Below are 16,304 nucleotides of genomic sequence, written 5' to 3' on the forward strand. Positions count from 1 at the left end.
GTCAGTTCCGTCCCTTCTGCCCGTCCTCGGTGTCCCCGCCGGATCCGCCCGGATCCGGTTCGCCCTGTGTGGCGGCCAGCGGCTTGCCGATCTTGAAGGGCTCCGCCAGGTTCGAGGCGGCCCGCAGGGCGCGCTCGGCCTTGCGCATCTGGCGCGAGGACGGGATCTTGCGCTGGCGCGGATCGAAGGCGTCGCGCAGGCCGTCACCGATGAAGTTCACACACAGCGCGATGATGATGATGAACAGGCCCGGCCACCAGAACAGCCAGGGACGGGTTGCGAACGAACCCTGGTACTGGTTGATCAGCTGGCCCAGGGAGACCTGGGGGGAGTGCACGCCGAAGCCCAGGAAGCTCAGCGCGGTCTCCAGGACGATCGCCTGGCTCATCAGCAGCGTGGTGTTGACGATGATGACGCCCATGGAGTTCGGCAGCATGTGCTTGAACATGATGCGGAAGTCGCTGGCACCGGCCACCCGGGCCGAATCGACGAACTCGCGTTCGCGCAGGCTCAAGAACTCGCCGCGCACCAGACGCGCCAGGCCGGGCCACATGATGGCGCCCAGGGTGACCGCCAAGAGGGCGGGGGAGTCCATATGGCCGGCCAACACACCCAGGATCGCGCCGACGACGATGGTCGGCAGCATGACGAAGCCGTCGGTGATGCGCATCAGCAGATTGTCTACCCAGCCGCGGTAGTAGCCGGCGAGTGCCCCCACGATGACGCCGATGATGAGCGCGACCGCGCCCATGATGACCATCATCATCAGGGAGGTCTGGACGCCCTTCATGACCTGGGCGAAGTTGTCGCGGCCGATGTCGTCCTGGCCGAACGGATGGTCGCCCAGGTTGAAGAAGTGCGACAGGCTCCAGCTGGGGGCGCCGCCGTCGACTACGTCCGAGGTGTTGTAGTGGTTGTACTTCCACCAGCCGGGAATGGCTCCCACGCCCTGGGCTGAGAAGGAGAACAGCAGCACGACGATGAGCACGACCAGGCTGATCATGGCGCCCTTGTGGCGCAGGAACTTGCCCAGGACGATCTGGCCCTGGGACTTGCCCGCGGTCTCCTGCGCTTCGATCGCGCCTTCGCCTTCGAGGATGGTGTCGCCTTCGTGCTTCGAAGGATCTTGCATTGGAGTACTCATGCTGTCACCCGGATTCTGGGATCGAGGATGCCGTAGACGAGGTCCGCCACGAGGTTCGCGGCGATCGCCAACAGGCCGGTGATCAGGATATAGGCCATCAGCGGGTTGATGTCCGCATTCTCCAGGGAATCGGAGAACATCTTGCCCATGCCGGCCCAGCCGAACACGGTCTCCGTCATCACGGCACCGCCGATGATGGACATGACGTCGACCGGGACGATCGAGGCCAATGGCAGCAGGGCATTGCGCATGGCATGGCGCATGATGACGGTGCGCTCGTTGAGGCCCTTGGCCCTGGCCGTGCGGATGTAGTCCTGGTTCATGACCTCCAGCATCGATCCGCGGGTGTAGCGGGTGTAGGTGGCGAAGGAGATGAGGATCAGGGCGATCGAGGGCAGCAGCAGGTGGGTGTACGTGTCCAGGGTGTGGATCCAGAAGTTGCCCTGCAGGCCCGGTTCGCTGGCGCCGATCGTGCGGATCGGGCGGCCGGAGATCTGCGAGAGCTTGGAGTACTGCCCCCAGTACTGCATGGCCTGGTCGATGAAGATGATGACGCCGGAGATCAGGCCGACGATACCGGTGGTCCTGGCCGACTGCCATTTATCGGGCCCGCCGAAGGCCAGGCCGATCGCCATTCCGGCCAGCACGGCCAGCACGGTCAAGGCGATGATGAGCCAGACGGTCGGATTGAAGAAATGGTAGTACCACTGCATCGCATAGTAGATGACCCCGCCCATCACCACTGCCGTGGTCAGTGAGGCGTAGAGGGCCCTGCGGTTCTCCAGCCCGGTCGACAGCAGCGTGGTGACCACGGCGCCTGCCAGGGACAGCACCAGGGAGCCGACGATGCCGATGCCCGGGTTGTTCAGCCAGCCGGTGGTGAAGATGAAGATGAGGACCGCCAGCGTGATGACGAGGGCCGCTGCGAAGTTGATGAGCCTTCTGCGCATCGAACCGCCCATCGCGCCCATCCAGAACAAGCCCAGCACCACGGCCGCGATGATGATCAGCGGCCAATTGGTCTGCGGGTTCTGCAGGTAGTTGTTGAACCCGATGGAACCGTACTGCTTGAGCAGCACGGCGACCCAGAAGACCGGCAGGGAGTACATGAGGAACGTGATGAAGGTGATCACGTAGTCGAAACTCGTGTACTGGCGCAGAGCCGAGACCAGGCCGACGAACACGCCCAGGATGATGGCGATGATCGTGGCGGCGAACACCAGCTTCAGCGAAGTGCCGACGGCCGCCGGCAGCATGTCGGTGACCTGCTGGTTGGTCTTCCACGCGAGCCCCAGATCGCATCTGCCGATCACACAGGACCCGACCCCGCCCAGCCACCAGAGGTAGCGCACGGGTGAGGGCACGTCCAGGTTCAGCAGTGCGATGCGGTTCGCGATGTCTTGTTCTTTGCTGGGCGAGGTCGACTCCCTCAGATCCGCTAGTGGATCGATCGCCAGATCGGTCAACACGTAGAGGATGAACGTCACGATGATCATGACGACCAAGGAGGATGCCAACCGTCGCAGAAGGTATTTGATCATGATATTTCCTTCGCTGACGGTCCGTCGGCGGTGGGCCCGGACCCCGTAGTGGGTCGGGTCCACCGCCGCCGGTTCATCTTCGATATGCGATTATGTGTCCGCCTCCCGGCGGTCTACTGGACCTTCCAGTCGAAGTAGTTCCAGAACAGCGTAGGCGCCACGGAGGTCGAGTTCACGCCTTCGATGGTGTTCTTGACGCCGATGACCTCGGGGAACTGGAAGATCGTGGTGCCGAAGCCGTCGTCGACCAGGTGCTTTTCGATCTTGCCGCTGATATCGGCCTGCTTGGCCGGATCGAGTTCGCCCTGCAGCTGATCGAACAGCTTGTCGACCTCCGGGTTGTTGTACTTCCCGTAGTTGTTCTGGCCGGTGGAGCGGAAGTTCGCGTCCGCGGCGGAGACACCGGTGTTCTCGGATTGCCAGCCGAACAGCGAGGCGTCGTAACGGCTGGTGTCGGGCAGGTGCTCGCTCCACTGGGCATCGGCGCCGTCGACGACCTGGAAGCCCGCCTGTTCTGCGGATTCCTTGATCAGCTGGAACTCCTGCTCACGGCGGGCGTTGCCCTTCGCGTAGATCAGGCGGACCTTGGGCTTGGAGACCCCCGCCTCGCTCAGCAGCTTCTTGGCCCCGTCCACGTCGACCTTGCCATAGGCGGCATCCCAGCCGCCGTCCTTGACCATCTGGTCGTAGGTGGGGGACCCGGGCACCTGGATGAAGGAATCGCGGACCTGCGCGTCCTCCTTCAGCGGCTTGATGATGTCATTGACGATCTTCTCGCGCGGGATGGTCTGCAGGAAGGCCTTGCGGACCTTCTTGGCCTTCTCTTTATCCCCGCCGTAGGTCTTGGGGTCGAAGGGGCCGCCGTTGGCGAAGACCAGGTCCACGTGTTCATAGGTGGCGCCGTCGGCGTTGAGGACGTTGACCCCGTCGATTGCCTTGACGGACTTGAGGATGTCCGCGGTGGCCTGCGGGTTGATCATGTCGACCTCGCCGTTCTGCAGGGCCTGGACCGCGGCGGTCGGATCCTCGTTGAAGCGGAAGGTGATCTTCTTGAAGTCGGGCTTGCGCTCGCCCGCATAATCATCGCGGCGCTCCAGGGTCAGGAACTGGCCCTCCTGGAATTCCGTCATCTTGAACGGACCGGTGCCCACCAGCAGATCCGGATCGCTGGGCAGCTTGGTGAAGTCGAAGCCGGTGTTCCACACATTGGCCAGCTTGGTCAGGGATGCCTTGTCGTCGTCCTTGAAGGCCTTGAGGACGGCATCGTTGGCCTTGGTGGCATCGTCGAGGCCCAGGGCCTTCTTCGCCACGATGTGGGCGGGCAGGCCGGAGTCCTGCTGGCTCAGGGTGATCTCCCAGTCCGCGAAGGGCTTGGAGTATTCGAAGGTCACGGACTTGCCGTCATCGCTGATCTCGGGGAACTTCTTGATCAGGGCGATGCCGGGGTCGGCGGAGTTGAAGACGACGTTCTCGCCGCTCTGCTTCTTGACGTTGCCTGAATCATCGGCGACCTTGGCGGCGTCCTTCGTATTGAAGTTCGTGCTCTGGGCGCCCCAGGCCAGGACCAAGTCGGCAGCCGAATAGGGAGTGCCGTCGGACCACTTGGCCGTGTCGGCAATCGTGAACTTGACCTTCATGGGGCTGTCGGAGACCTTCTCGACCTTGCCGAAGGAGGTGTTCGGCTGGACCTTGAGGTCATGGTCGTAATAGCTGAAGGCGTCGTCGGTGAAGTACTTGATGTTCGAGTTCGCGACGGCGTTGGCCGTGGAGGAATTGATATTCGAGGAGTAGAACGACTGGTTCCACATCACCTTGAGTTCGGCATCGCCGTTGCCGCCGCCATCAGCGGAGGCATCGCCACCGCCGTTGTTCGGGGTGCAGGCGGACAGCAGCAGGGCGGTGGCGGCGGCTGCCGCACCGAGAGACAAGAAGCGCTTCTTCACTTCTTCTCCTTTCGTAGGTACGGGTCGTTTCGACCCAGTAGATGACCGGAGGATCCGGGTCCCCGTGCCCGAAGCCCTCACTTGTGAAAGGAGTGGGAGCCCGATGCACGGTGCATGAGTAACGCCACTCTATTCCACAATGTGGTCGTTCGCACAATCTGTGACGTGGAGATCCTATGGCGTTACATGACCGTCATATTCATGTGGTCTGTGACCGGGCTGAACTGGGCAAACGCATGCTCCGTCCGAGGGGTGAATGCACGGCGGCCCGCATCCGGGGATCGGATGCGGGCCGCCAACTCCTGTATCCGCGGGGTGCGGATGCAGGGTGTTTCGTGTGTGCCTGCTGTTACTGCATCTTCCAGTCGTAGAAGTTCCAGAACATCGTGGGTGCCACGGTGATATTGGAGACGCCCTGCAGGGTGTTCTTATACGAGGTGATCGAGGGGAACTGGTAGAGCGTGATGCCGAAGCCGTCGTCGACCAGGTGCTTTTCGACCTGACCCTCGATCTGCGCCTGCTTGGCGGGATCGAGTTCCGTCTGCAGCTGGTCGTAAAGCTTGTCCACGGCCTTATTGGAGTACTTGCCGTAGTTGTTCTGAGCGCCGGTGCGGAAGTTCGCATCGGATTCGGTGACCGCGGTCGAGGTGGACTGCCAACCGAACAGCGAGGCATCGTACTTGTCGATCTGCTGCAGGTGCTGGCCCCACTGGGCGTCCGCGCCGTCGACGATCTGGAATCCGGCCTGTTCGGCGGATTCCTTGATCAGCTGGAATTCCTGCTCGCGGCGGACGTTGCCCTTGCCGTACATGATGCGGACCTTGGGCTTGGAGGCGCCGGCTTCGGCCAGCAGTTTCTTGGCACCGTCGATGTCCTGCTTGCCGAAGGCGTTCTCGATCCCGCTGTCCTTGACGATCTGGTCGTAGTCGGGCGATCCGGGCACCTGGGTGAAGGAGTTGCGCACGGCGGCGTCGTCCTTCAGCGGCTTGATGATGTCGGTGACGATCTTCTCGCGCGGAATCGCCTTGAGGAAGGCCTGACGGACCTTGAGTGCCTTGTCCTTGTCCCCGCCGTAGGTCTTGGGGTCGAAGGGGCCGTCATTGTCGAAAACCAAATCGACGTGTTCGTAGGTGGCGTCGTCGCCGGTGTCGGTCTGCACCCCGTCCAGGCCCTGGACGGACTTGAGGATGTCCGCGGTGGCCTGGGGCTGGATGATGTCGACCTCGCCGTTCTGCAGGGCCTGGACCGCGGCGGTCGGATCCTCGTTGTAGCGGATCGTGATCTTCTGCACGTTGGGCTTGCGGGCGCCCTCGTAGTCGTCGCGGCGCTCCAGCGTGAGGTATTGGTTCTCCTGGAAGTCTGCGATCTTGAACGGCCCGGTGCCCACCAACAGGTCCGGATCACTGGGCATCTTGGTGAAGTCGAAGCCGTTGTTCCAGGTGTTCGCGATCTTCGCCAGGGGCTTGTCGTCCTTGTCCTTGAAGGCCTTGAGGACGGCCTCATTGGCCTTGGTGGCATCGTCGATGCCCAGGGCCTTCTTCGCCACGATATGGGCGGGCAGGCCGGAATCGGTGGTGGTCAGATTGTTCACCCAGTCGGCGAAGGGCTTGGAGTACTCGAAGGTCACCGACTTGTTGTCGGCGCCGATCTCCGGGAACTTCTTGATCAGTGCGACGCCGGGGTCTGCGGCGTTGAAGACGACCGTTTCGCCCTTCTGCTTCTTGACATTGCCCTCTTCGTCCTGGACCTTCGTCAGATCCTTGGTGTTGAAGTTAGTGCTCAAGGCGCCCCAGGCCAGGACGAGGTCCGCGGCGGAATAGGGCGTGCCATCGGACCACTTGGCCGTGTCGGCGATCGTGTACTTGATCTTCAGAGGATTGTCCGAGACCTTCTCGACCTTGCCGAAGCTCTCATTGTCCTGGAGCTTGAGGTCCTTGTCGTAGTACTTGAAGGCATCGTCCATCATGTACATGATGTTCGAGTTCGCGGTGGCGTTGCCGGTGGTCGTGTTGTTGTTCACCGAGCGCAGGGGCTCGTTCCACATGACCTTGACCTCGGCATTGTCTTTGCCGCCTTCGGCCGACGCGCCCGACCCTCCGTTATTGGGCGTGCACCCGGCCAGCAGCAGGGCGGCCGTCGCCGTGAGCGCGGCCGCGCTGAGGAAACGCTTTTTCACGTTGTCGTCCTTTCATGGGATGGGGATCTTCCCCAAGCGCTCCCGGAGTGTTCTCTGGGAGTTTCTTCCGATTATGCCCGTGATGGAATGCACAGTAGACACAATCCCGCAAGTCTATGTCGGAATGTGGGAAACAGCACATTTCGAGTGTGGGAGCCACGGGCCGGGAAACCGGATTGGATAGAGTGCAGGACATGCCTGAAGACACCGGACCAGAACCCGCCCAGACCCTGCCGGGCAGTGATATCGCTCTTTTGCAGACGCTGCGCTCCGGGGGCTCGGCGCCGTTGTGCTGGATCACCGCGGTGATCGTCGTGGTCGCGGTGGTGTCCCTGTTCGTCCAGGCCGGGCCCGCCGACGCCATCGCCCTGTCGGGCATCCCGCTGGCCTTCGGCGCCGCGGTTTGGTTGGCCTTCTACTTCCCCCGGGTCGAACTGAGCCCCGCCGGGTTGCGAATAGTCAACGTCTTCAGTGTCACCACGCTGCCCTGGCCGGCAGTGGAATCCTTCGACCTGCGTTTCGGGCTGACTGTGCACACTCGGTGGGAACGCAAGTACTCCGCCTGGGCCCTGCCCGGCTCCAAGCGACGCCCCCGGCAGCAGGAGGGGCAGAAGAAGAAGGCGGTGAGCGCGGTACCGGACCCCAAAGCGCAGGCGGTGGTGGACTATTTCTCCGCATTGCGCACCTTGGGCGCGCTGGACGACCCGCGCATCGACCCGACCCCTCCGGTGCGCCAATGGATCCCGTGGGCGGTTGCTGTGGCGGGAATCGCACTGGTCTGGGCGGTGCTGGGCATTCTGTCCCTTTGACCGGATGCGTACAATTGACTATGGCGCGCCCGTGCCCTGGGTTCGGGCGCGATGAACCGTGAGCGCGGCGGCAGTCACCGGTGCGCTTGTCAATCTGTCTTAAGTAAGGGACTCCATGACTGAACACACCTCGCGCCGGGCTGACCGACGCAACGTCGCCATCGTTGCCCACGTCGACCACGGCAAGACCACCCTGGTGGACGCCATGCTGCGCCAGACCGGCGTTTTCGGCGAACACGGCGAGGTTGCCGAACGCGTCATGGACTCCGGTGACCTGGAACGCGAAAAGGGCATCACCATTCTGGCCAAGAACACTTCGGTGCTCTACAACGGCAAGAGTGCAACCGACGGCCCCGTCGTCATCAACGTCATCGACACCCCGGGGCACGCCGATTTCTCCGGCGAGGTCGAGCGCGGCCTGTCCATGGTCGACGGCGTCGTGCTGTTGGTCGACGCCTCGGAGGGCCCGCTGCCGCAGACCCGTTTCGTGCTGCGCAAGGCGCTGGCCGCGAACCTGCCCGTCATCCTGGTCGTGAACAAGACCGACCGTCCCGACGCCCGGATCGACGGTGTGCTCGAAGAGACCCAGGACCTGCTGCTGGGCCTGGCCGCCGACCTGTCCGAGGAACACCCGGACCTGGATGTCGACGCCGTCCTCGACGTGCCCACCGTCTACGCCTCCGGCAAGGCCGGCGCGGCCAGCACCACCCAGCCCGCCGACGGCGAACTGCCCGACAACGATGATCTCGAACCCCTGTTCGCCACGATCCTCGAGCACATCCCGGCCCCGGCGTACAACGACGACGGTGTGCTGCAGGCCCACGTGACCAACCTCGACGCCAGCCCGTTCCTGGGCCGTCTGGCCCTGCTGCGCATCTACGGCGGCACCCTGAAGAAGGGCGAGCAGGTCGCCTGGGCACACGGTGATGGCACCATCACCCAGTCCAAGGTCACCGAACTGCTGGAGACCCAGGGGCTGAAGCGGGTTCCCGCCGAAACCGCCGGTCCCGGCGACATCGTCGCGATCGCTGGTATTCCGGAGATCATGATCGGCGATACCATTACCGACCTGGAGGATCCGCGGCCCATGCCGCCGATCACGATCGACGATCCGGCGATCTCGATGACCGTCGGCATCAACACCTCGCCGCTGGCCGGCCGCGAGAAGAACACGAAGGTCACCGCACGGATGGTCAAGGACCGTCTGGATCAGGAACTCGTGGGCAATGTGTCCCTGAAGGTTCTGCCGACCGAACGCCCCGACGCCTGGGAGGTCCAGGGCCGTGGTGAACTGGCCCTGTCCATCCTGGTCGAGCAGATGCGCCGTGAGGGCTTCGAGCTGACCGTCGGCAAGCCCCAGGTCGTCACCAAGACCATCGACGGCAAGCTCAACGAGCCGATGGAGATCATGACGATCGACGTGCCGGAGGAGTTCCTGGGCAATGTCACGCAGCTGATGGCCGCCCGCAAGGGCACCATGCTGGCGATGTCGAACCACGGCACCGGCTGGGTCCGGATGGAGTTCCGGGTCCCCGCGCGCGGCCTGATCGGCTTCCGCACCCGCTTCCTGACCGACACCAAGGGCACCGGCATCGCCAACTCGATCGCCGACGGCTACGCCCCTTGGGCCGGTGCGATCGAATTCCGCACCAACGGCTCGATGGTCGCCGACCGGGCCGGTGTCGTCACCCCCTACGCGATGATCAACCTGCAGGAGCGCGGTTCCTTCTTCGTCGAACCGACCTCCGAGGTCTACGAGGGCCAGGTCGTCGGCGAGAACTCGCGCGCAGACGATATGGACGTCAACATCACGAAGGAGAAGAAGCTGACGAACATGCGTTCGGCGACGGCTGACTCCTTCGAGGCCCTGACGCCCCCGCGCAAGCTGACGTTGGAGGAATCCCTCGAGTTCGCCAATGAGGACGAGTGCGTGGAGGTCACCCCGGCCTTCGTGCGCATCCGCAAGGTGATCCTCGACGGCAAGGAACGCCACAAGGCCGCCGGCGCCCGTCGCCGTCAGAACGCCTGAGAGGTTCTGAGCCGCAGTGCCCGAATCCGTTCAGGACGCCCCGTTGAACGCCCAGGTCACCGGTGAGCAGGCCGCCCGTGTGCTGTTCGTGCACGCTCATCCCGACGATGAGTCGATCACCACCGGTGGCACCATGGCCCGCTTGATCGCCGCGGGCGCCCAGGTCACGCTGCTGACCTGCACCCGCGGCGAGGGCGGCGAGGTGATCGGCGAGGACTCCCTTCACCTGGAGGGTCGCCGGGCCGCACTCGCGGCCCATCGCGAAGGTGAACTGGCCGCGGCGATGCGGGCACTGCGGGTCACCGACCACCGCTTCCTCGGCGCCGGCGAACCCGGGGGAGCAGGCCCCGGCCGGCCCGTGCGCAGGTTCGAGGATTCGGGCATGGTGTGGGGCGCCGACGGGCACGCCGCACCCGACCCCGCGATGGTCGGGGAAGCGCTGTGCGCGGCACCCGTAGCCCAGGTCGCTGCCTACATCGGTGCCGTTATCGCGCAGCTGCGCCCACACCTGGTCGTCACCTATGGGCCCGGCGGGGGCTATGGCCATCCCGATCACCGCCGGGCCCATGATGCCACCGTCGCCGCGGTCTCCGCCCTGCCAACGGACGCGGCCCCCGTCCTGCTGTACACCGAGGTCCCCGCCGAGCAGGCGGAAGCGGCTTTCGACCCGCGCCAGCCGGGCTTCGCCGAGACCGGTTTCGCCGCCGGTTCGGCTCCCACAATCGCGGCCGAGGGCACCCCTCTTGTGGCCGAGGACGTGCAGGGGGTATTCGCGCAGAAGGCAGCCGCGATGGCCGCCCACGCCACCCAGATAACGGTGCGCGGAGAGTTCTTCGCCCTGTCCAACGGCATCGGCCAGAGAATCGGCGCGGTTGAGTACTTCACGGCCTCGGGCGTGGGCGCGGTACCCCGCGCGGTCGACCACGCCATGAGCGTGCTCGACGTCATCGGGCTCGATTCCGCTCCCGCCCTGTCCGGCATGTCGCCAGGTCAGGCCCGAGCGGCCGCTCGGGAGGCGAAAGCCGGACGCCCCGGGATCGCCGGCTATCTGTACACACTGCTGCTGGCGGTAATCGTCGCGGTCCTGGGTACCCTGCAACACCTTAACGCGACCGCAGTGGACCTGGCCGGTCAGGCGGTGATCCTGCCCTGGGGCGTCGTCCTGTCCCTGGCGATGGCCGGTGTGGCCATGTGGCATCTGGCCAACACCTACCGCTCCACCCTCGTCGTGCTGCTCTTCGCCATCGTGGTCTCCGGGGTGACATTCCTGTTCAGCCAGCAGTCACTGTGGCCCGGCCACGACCTGCTGGTCACCGGCACCCTGCGCAGCCTGGCCTGGTTGTTCGGTCCGATGATCATCGCCGTGGTGGAGGCCTTCACCCTCAAGTCCCTGAAACTGCCGGCGGCGCGGCGCTGAACCTGCGCGCCGGACGGGACCCCGGCTAGTTCGCCGAGGCCATCCTGGCGTACCAGTACCGGTGGTGCTCGGTGAACCCCAGGGACGCGAACAGGCCCAGCGAAGCCGCATTGCCGGCTGCGACCTCGGCCATCACCGAGCGGACTCCGCGCCGGGCCGCCAGGTGGGCGGCCGTGCGTACCAGTGACCGGGCGGCACCCCTGCGGCGCAGGCCGGGCGCCACCACCAGATTCGACACGACCGCCCACTTCATCGCGATCGCCAGGCGCGCGGTGCCCACCAGGGACTTCGACCCGTCCGGATGGGTCGCCACAGCGGACAGGATCGTGAAGTCCTGTGGTGATGTCACCAACTGCGCGAATTGCGCGCGGCGCTCATCCTCGGCCCCATATCCCCAGGCGGAGAAGTGGACCTGGTGCGGGGCATCGGCCAATACGATCTGCAGGCCCGCCGGCGTCGGCACGGCCTGGGCTGCGTCCACGCCGGCAGCGGCGGCGGTATCCGCTGTCAGCGTCAGCGTGGGTTCGCTGGGCGAGAAGCCCCCTGCCTTGAACAGGGGAGCCAGGGGAGCACAGGCCTCGTCGAGGGCATGCGTGCCGCGACCGGAGTAGATGTGAACGGTCTCCGGCAGGCCCCTGTCCTGGTACCACTGCTGGACCAGGTCCAGTGCCTGGCCCGCCTCCAGACCCGAACCGGGCAGGGGCAGGGCCGAATTGCCGCGGGAGGATACCCCGCCGGCGGCGCGCAACAGCCAGCCGGTCTGGACGGTCGCGGCATCCGCGACGCCCGCTTCGCCGGCGGCACCCGCTGCCTCGGCGCGCAGATTGTCGGCGTTGAGCCAGGCCACATCGTTCGGCAGCCAGACCGCGGCCGAGACCTTGCGCAGATCGGCCGCCGAAACGATCCGGTGCAGGGGGCCCGCAGCCTGCGGGGCCGGCGGAAGTTCGTGGATGAGCTCCACCTCCGCCCGGTGCACCGTCTGCGGGCCCGTCATCGTGGCCAGTGAGATCGCCTCGTCGGTGACGGCGGCGACCTCTCCGAGCACATCCGTGGAACCGTCCGGTATGCGCCTGCGGACGACGATGCGCATACCGATCCGGGGTTCGAGCATGGAGACCTTCTTCGGTGTCGGGGGAGGGTCGGCGGCCGGTGGACGACCGGCTGCGCACTAGGCCCTACTTACTTATGTCCAAGCCTACCGGGGAGTACGCTGGTGGCGTTGTGTTATCCGCTCATCCGAGGAGACTCACGTGACTTATGTCATTGCACAGCCCTGTGTCGACATCAAGGACAAGGCGTGCATCGACGAATGCCCGGTCGACTGCATCTACGAGGGTGCACGGACCCTGTACATCCATCCGGACGAATGCGTCGACTGCGGCGCCTGCGAACCGGTCTGCCCCACCGAGGCCATCTATTACGAGGACGATGTGCCCGAGGAATGGGAGGACTACACCCGGGCGAACGCCGACTTCTTCGATGAGATCGGTTCGCCCGGCGGCGCCGCCAAACTCGGTAACATCGGTTCCGACGATCCGATGATCGCCGACCTCCCCCCGCAGAACCAGGACTGAAGGACTATGAACATGCACAGGACCTCCGCGGACTTCGGGCTGCACTTGGCCGAATACCCCTGGGACAAGCTGGGCCCCTACCGGGACTGTGCCGCGGCGCACCCGGACGGTGTATGCGATCTGTCGATCGGCACCCCGGTGGATGCGACACCGCAGGTGATCCAGGAGGCCCTGGCCGCCGGCGCTGACTCGCACGGCTACCCGACCACGGCCGGTACGCTTCAGCTGCGCGCGGCGATCGCCGGTTGGTACGCGCAGTGGCACGGGATCGAACTCGATCCCGCAACCCAGGTCCTGCCCACCGTCGGCTCGAAGGAACTCGTGGCCTGGCTGCCCACCCTGCTGGGCCTGCGCCAGATGGGGTTGAAGGTCGCGGCACCGACAGCGGCCTACCCCAGCTATGAGATGGGCGCGGTGATCGCCGGGGTCGAATGCGTCCGCCTGGACGTCCGCGACATCGCCGCCGGCGCCTCCCTGGAGGGCATCGGACTGTTGTGGATCAACAGCCCGGGCAATCCCACCGGCGAGGTCCTGCCCGCCGAGCTGCTGGCCCGGGTGGTCCAGCGGGCCCGCCGGGCTGGGGTCGTCGTCGCCAGCGACGAATGCTATGGCCTGCTCAACTGGGAGTCCGAGGAACCGGCACCCAGCGTGCTCTCGGCATTGAACGGCGACTACACCGGTGTGCTCAGCGTCTACTCCATGTCCAAGCAGTCGAACCTGGCAGGCTACCGCGCGGCCTTCGCGGCCGGCGATGCCGAGCTCATCGCGGAGCTGACGAATTCGCGCAAGCACGCGGGGATGATCGTGCCCGGCCCCATCCAGACCGCGATGGTCGCAGGCCTGCAGGACACCTCTCACGTGTTGGCCCAGAAAGAGGTCTACCGCGCCCGTCGGAACACCCTGTATCCGGCAGTCGAGGCCTTCGGCCTGCGAATCGATCATTCGAGCGCAGGCCTCTACCTGTGGGCCACTGCGGGCGAGGACTGCTGGATCACGATGGGCCGGTTGTCAGAACTGGGCATCATCGCCGGTCCCGGTGAGTTCTACGGGGCAGGCGGCTCCCAACACGTGCGGATCGCCCTGACGGCAACCGATGAGCGCATTCTGGCCGCGGCGACGCGGCTACGCGATGCCGCCAGGTCCTGAGCGGGCCAATCTGATCCGCCCGGCCGCGTCCGCAGGGCGAACCTCATACTCCCCACGATTCGAGGGTTGTCTAGAATCGGAGAAGTTTGAGTACAGATTTAGAGTTTGTGCTGAATAACGGTAGTCTTCCATGAGGCCCCAAGAGGGTTCCATGCAGTCAACGCAGAGGAGAGAATATGTCGGCGGATTCCGTATTGCGGGTGGGTGATTCCGAACTCGAGCTCGTTCAAGTCGATGCTGTCGAAGGAAACGATGGCTTGCGGATCGGCTCCCTGCTGAAGGAAACCGGCAAGGTAACCTATGACCCCGGATTCGCGAACACCGCTTCGCTGTCCTCGGCCATCACCTACATCGACGGCGATGAGGGCATTCTGCGCTACCGTGGATACCCCATCGAACAGCTGGCCGAGAAATCCTCGTTCGTCGAGGTGAGCTACCTGCTCATGTACGGCGAACTGCCCACCGCCGAACAGTTGGCGGCCTTCGACCAGAGGGTGCGCAAGCACACGATCGTCCACGAGGACCTGCGTCGCTTCTTCCAGGCGTTCCCCTATGACGCGCACCCGATGCCGATGCTGGCGTCCGCGGTCAACGCACTGTCGACCTTCTACCAAGATTCGCTCGATGTCTTCGACGAACAGGCCATCGACATCTCCAGCGTCCGTCTGTTGGCGAAGATGCCGACCCTGTCGGCTCTGGCGCATCGGCGCAGCCAGGGCCTGCCCGTGGTCTACCCCGACAACAATCTGAACCTGGTCGAGAACTTCCTGCGCGTGAACTTCGGCTTCCCGTCCGAGGACTACGAGGTCGACCCGGTGATCGCCAAGGCGATGGACCAGCTGCTCATCCTGCACGCCGACCACGAACAGAACTGCTCCACCTCCACCGTGCGTCTGGTCGGGTCCGCCCAGGCCAACCTGTTCCAGTCCGTGGCCGCCGGCATCAATGCCCTGTCGGGCCCGCTGCACGGCGGAGCCAACTCCGCGGTCCTCGAAATGCTCGAGGAGATCGCACAGAGCGACGACGGCGCAGAGAAGTACATGGAGCGGGTGAAGAAGAAGGAGAAGGGCGTACGTCTGATGGGCTTCGGCCACCGGGTGTACAAGCACTACGATCCGCGCGCCGCCATCGTGAAGAAGACCGCGCACGAGGTGCTGGAGAAGCTCGGCGGGAACGACGAGATGTTCGACCTGGCCATGAAGCTCGAGGAGATCGCGCTGGCCGACGACTACTTCGTCTCCCGCAGCCTGTATCCGAACGTGGACTTCTACACGGGCCTGATCTACAAGGCGATGGGCTTCCCGACGAACATGTTCACCGTGCTCTTCGCCCTGGGCCGCCTGCCCGGGTGGATCGCGCAGTGGCGTGAGGGCATCAACGACCCCGAGGGCAAGATCGGCCGTCCGCGCCAGATCTACACTGGCTCTGCAGCGCGCGATTACACCCCGATCGCGGAGCGCTGAGCTCCCGGACCCCGAGCTCTGGACGGTTCTCGCAGCGCTTGCCGCATGCTGAAGGCCCCCGGCCGATGACGATGGTTCGTCATCGGCCGGGGGCCTTCAGCGGTAACGGTCGGTTCAGTGCAGGTCCGGATTGAGGCTGATACCCGCGGTCCTGGGCAGCGCCTCGACGCCACCGGTGATCGAATTGCGCCGCAGCAGCATATTGTCCGTCCCGGACAGCTCCAAGGCCTTGACGACCTTGTCGCCGTCGGCGGGCAGCAGCACCCGGGTGCCGGCCGTGACGTAGAGCCCGGCCTCGACCACGCAATCGTCGCCCAGGGAGATCCCGACGCCGGCGTTTGCACCCAACAGGGTGTGCTCGCCCAGCGTGATGCGCTGGGTCCCGCCACCGGAGAGGGTCCCCATGATGGAGGCGCCACCGCCCACATCGGTGCCGTCGCCGACCACGACGCCCTGGGAGATCCGGCCCTCGACCATCGCCGTGCCCAGCGTGCCGGCGTTGAAATTCACGAAGCCCTCGTGCATCACCACAGTGCCGGGCGACAGGTGGGCGCCCAGGCGGACCCGATCGGTGTCGCCGATGCGGACCCCGTCGGGGATGACGAAGTCGGTCATCCGCGGGAACTTGTCGACCCCGTACACGTTGACCTGCCCGTGTACCGACAGGCGGGCGCGGGTCGCCTCGAAGTCCTCCGGGGCACAGGCGCCGTGGTTCGTCCACACCACGTTCTCCAGACGGCCGAACAGTCCGTCGAGGTTGAGTTCATTGGGACGGACCAGACGGTGGGACAGTGCGTGCAGGCGCAGATAGGCGTCAGCGGCATCGGCAGGTGCCGCGTCCAAGTCCACCGTCACCGTGACGACCGACTTCTCGACGCCACGGTCGGAGTCGGTGCCGGTCAGCGGCACGAAGTCGAGTTCGGACACCGCCTGCTCGGCCAGGGTCAGGGCGACCTCGGCGTCCTCGGCGAAACGGGGTGCGGGATACCAGACGGAGAGCGTGCGGCCGGAGTGCACGGTGGCAAGGCCGACGCCGGATACGAAACGTGAAGTCATAGGACA

At 65.1% G+C, this 16,304-nt stretch carries 12 protein-coding genes; 6 read left to right on the forward strand and 6 right to left on the reverse strand.

Going from position 1 to position 16,304, the window contains the following annotated elements; all coding sequences use genetic code 11:
• Window position 1: 1 nt before the first annotated feature.
• The 4 genes from NQ038_RS02360 to NQ038_RS02375 form a co-directional block, all read right to left on the reverse strand.
• Window positions 2-1,144 carry an ABC transporter permease gene (locus NQ038_RS02360; RefSeq protein WP_257047172.1) on the reverse strand — a complete coding sequence of 381 codons (1,143 nt, stop codon included), beginning with the start codon at window positions 1,142-1,144 and terminating at the stop codon, window positions 2-4.
• Window positions 1,141-2,685 (reverse strand): ABC transporter permease, encoded by a 1,545-nt coding sequence (locus tag NQ038_RS02365; RefSeq protein WP_257061763.1) that lies wholly within the window; start codon window positions 2,683-2,685, stop codon window positions 1,141-1,143. Before NQ038_RS02365 ends, NQ038_RS02360 begins: the two co-directional genes overlap by 4 nt.
• A gap of 113 nt (window positions 2,686-2,798) precedes the next feature.
• Window positions 2,799-4,628 (reverse strand): ABC transporter family substrate-binding protein, encoded by a 1,830-nt coding sequence (locus NQ038_RS02370; RefSeq protein WP_257047174.1) that lies wholly within the window; start codon window positions 4,626-4,628, stop codon window positions 2,799-2,801.
• Between the two features lie 349 nt (window positions 4,629-4,977).
• Window positions 4,978-6,804, reverse strand: a complete 1,827-nt coding sequence (locus NQ038_RS02375; RefSeq protein ID WP_257047176.1) for an ABC transporter family substrate-binding protein — start codon at window positions 6,802-6,804, stop codon at window positions 4,978-4,980.
• A gap of 194 nt (window positions 6,805-6,998) precedes the next feature.
• Between NQ038_RS02375 and NQ038_RS02380 the strand changes: the two genes are divergently transcribed.
• From NQ038_RS02380 to NQ038_RS02390, 3 genes are all read left to right on the forward strand, one after another.
• The gene (locus tag NQ038_RS02380) at window positions 6,999-7,613 is read left to right on the forward strand and encodes a PH domain-containing protein (RefSeq protein WP_257047177.1); all 615 of its coding nucleotides are present in this window, start codon (window positions 6,999-7,001) and stop codon (window positions 7,611-7,613) included.
• Window positions 7,614-7,728: 115 nt separating this feature from the next.
• Window positions 7,729-9,642, forward strand: coding sequence for a translational GTPase TypA (typA, locus tag NQ038_RS02385; protein WP_257047178.1), 1,914 nt, complete (start codon window positions 7,729-7,731; stop codon window positions 9,640-9,642).
• Window positions 9,643-9,658: 16 nt separating this feature from the next.
• Window positions 9,659-11,059, forward strand: a complete 1,401-nt coding sequence (locus NQ038_RS02390; protein ID WP_257047179.1) for a PIG-L family deacetylase — start codon at window positions 9,659-9,661, stop codon at window positions 11,057-11,059.
• 25 nt (window positions 11,060-11,084) lie between these two features.
• Here NQ038_RS02390 and NQ038_RS02395 read toward each other — a convergent pair whose 3' ends face one another.
• Window positions 11,085-12,170, reverse strand: a complete 1,086-nt coding sequence (locus NQ038_RS02395; protein WP_257061764.1) for a GNAT family N-acetyltransferase — start codon at window positions 12,168-12,170, stop codon at window positions 11,085-11,087.
• 139 nt (window positions 12,171-12,309) lie between these two features.
• Here NQ038_RS02395 and fdxA point away from each other — a divergent pair, with 139 nt between their 5' ends.
• From fdxA to NQ038_RS02410, 3 genes are all read left to right on the forward strand, one after another.
• On the forward strand, window positions 12,310-12,633 hold the full coding sequence (gene fdxA / locus NQ038_RS02400) for a ferredoxin (protein WP_257047181.1): 324 nt from the start codon (window positions 12,310-12,312) through the stop codon (window positions 12,631-12,633).
• Between the two features lie 6 nt (window positions 12,634-12,639).
• Window positions 12,640-13,779, forward strand: coding sequence for a succinyldiaminopimelate transaminase (gene dapC, locus NQ038_RS02405; RefSeq protein WP_373456766.1), 1,140 nt, complete (start codon window positions 12,640-12,642; stop codon window positions 13,777-13,779).
• 176 nt (window positions 13,780-13,955) lie between these two features.
• Complete coding sequence (locus NQ038_RS02410; RefSeq protein ID WP_257047183.1) at window positions 13,956-15,242, forward strand: citrate synthase; 1,287 nt, start codon at window positions 13,956-13,958, stop codon at window positions 15,240-15,242.
• Window positions 15,243-15,356: 114 nt separating this feature from the next.
• Here NQ038_RS02410 and dapD read toward each other — a convergent pair whose 3' ends face one another.
• On the reverse strand, window positions 15,357-16,298 hold the full coding sequence (gene dapD, locus NQ038_RS02415; RefSeq protein WP_257061766.1) for a 2,3,4,5-tetrahydropyridine-2,6-dicarboxylate N-succinyltransferase: 942 nt from the start codon (window positions 16,296-16,298) through the stop codon (window positions 15,357-15,359).
• Between the last annotated feature and the right edge of the window lie 6 nt (window positions 16,299-16,304).

The organism is Brevibacterium sp. 50QC2O2, from assembly GCF_024580675.1.
GTDB lineage: Bacteria > Actinomycetota > Actinomycetes > Actinomycetales > Brevibacteriaceae > Brevibacterium > Brevibacterium moorei.

What these genes read in the sequence shown, in the direction of transcription:
- NQ038_RS02360 (WP_257047172.1), bottom strand. Translation starts at nt 1,144, where the DNA reads ATGAGTACTCCAATGCAAGATCCTTCGAAGCACGAAGGCGACACCATC.
- NQ038_RS02365 (WP_257061763.1), bottom strand. Translation starts at nt 2,685, where the DNA reads ATGATCAAATACCTTCTGCGACGGTTGGCATCCTCCTTGGTCGTCATG.
- NQ038_RS02380 (WP_257047177.1), top strand. Translation starts at nt 6,999, where the DNA reads ATGCCTGAAGACACCGGACCAGAACCCGCCCAGACCCTGCCGGGCAGT.
- typA (WP_257047178.1), top strand. Translation starts at nt 7,729, where the DNA reads ATGACTGAACACACCTCGCGCCGGGCTGACCGACGCAACGTCGCCATC.
- NQ038_RS02395 (WP_257061764.1), bottom strand. Translation starts at nt 12,170, where the DNA reads ATGCTCGAACCCCGGATCGGTATGCGCATCGTCGTCCGCAGGCGCATA.
- dapC (WP_373456766.1), top strand. Translation starts at nt 12,640, where the DNA reads ATGAACATGCACAGGACCTCCGCGGACTTCGGGCTGCACTTGGCCGAA.
- NQ038_RS02410 (WP_257047183.1), top strand. Translation starts at nt 13,956, where the DNA reads ATGTCGGCGGATTCCGTATTGCGGGTGGGTGATTCCGAACTCGAGCTC.
- dapD (WP_257061766.1), bottom strand. Translation starts at nt 16,298, where the DNA reads ATGACTTCACGTTTCGTATCCGGCGTCGGCCTTGCCACCGTGCACTCC.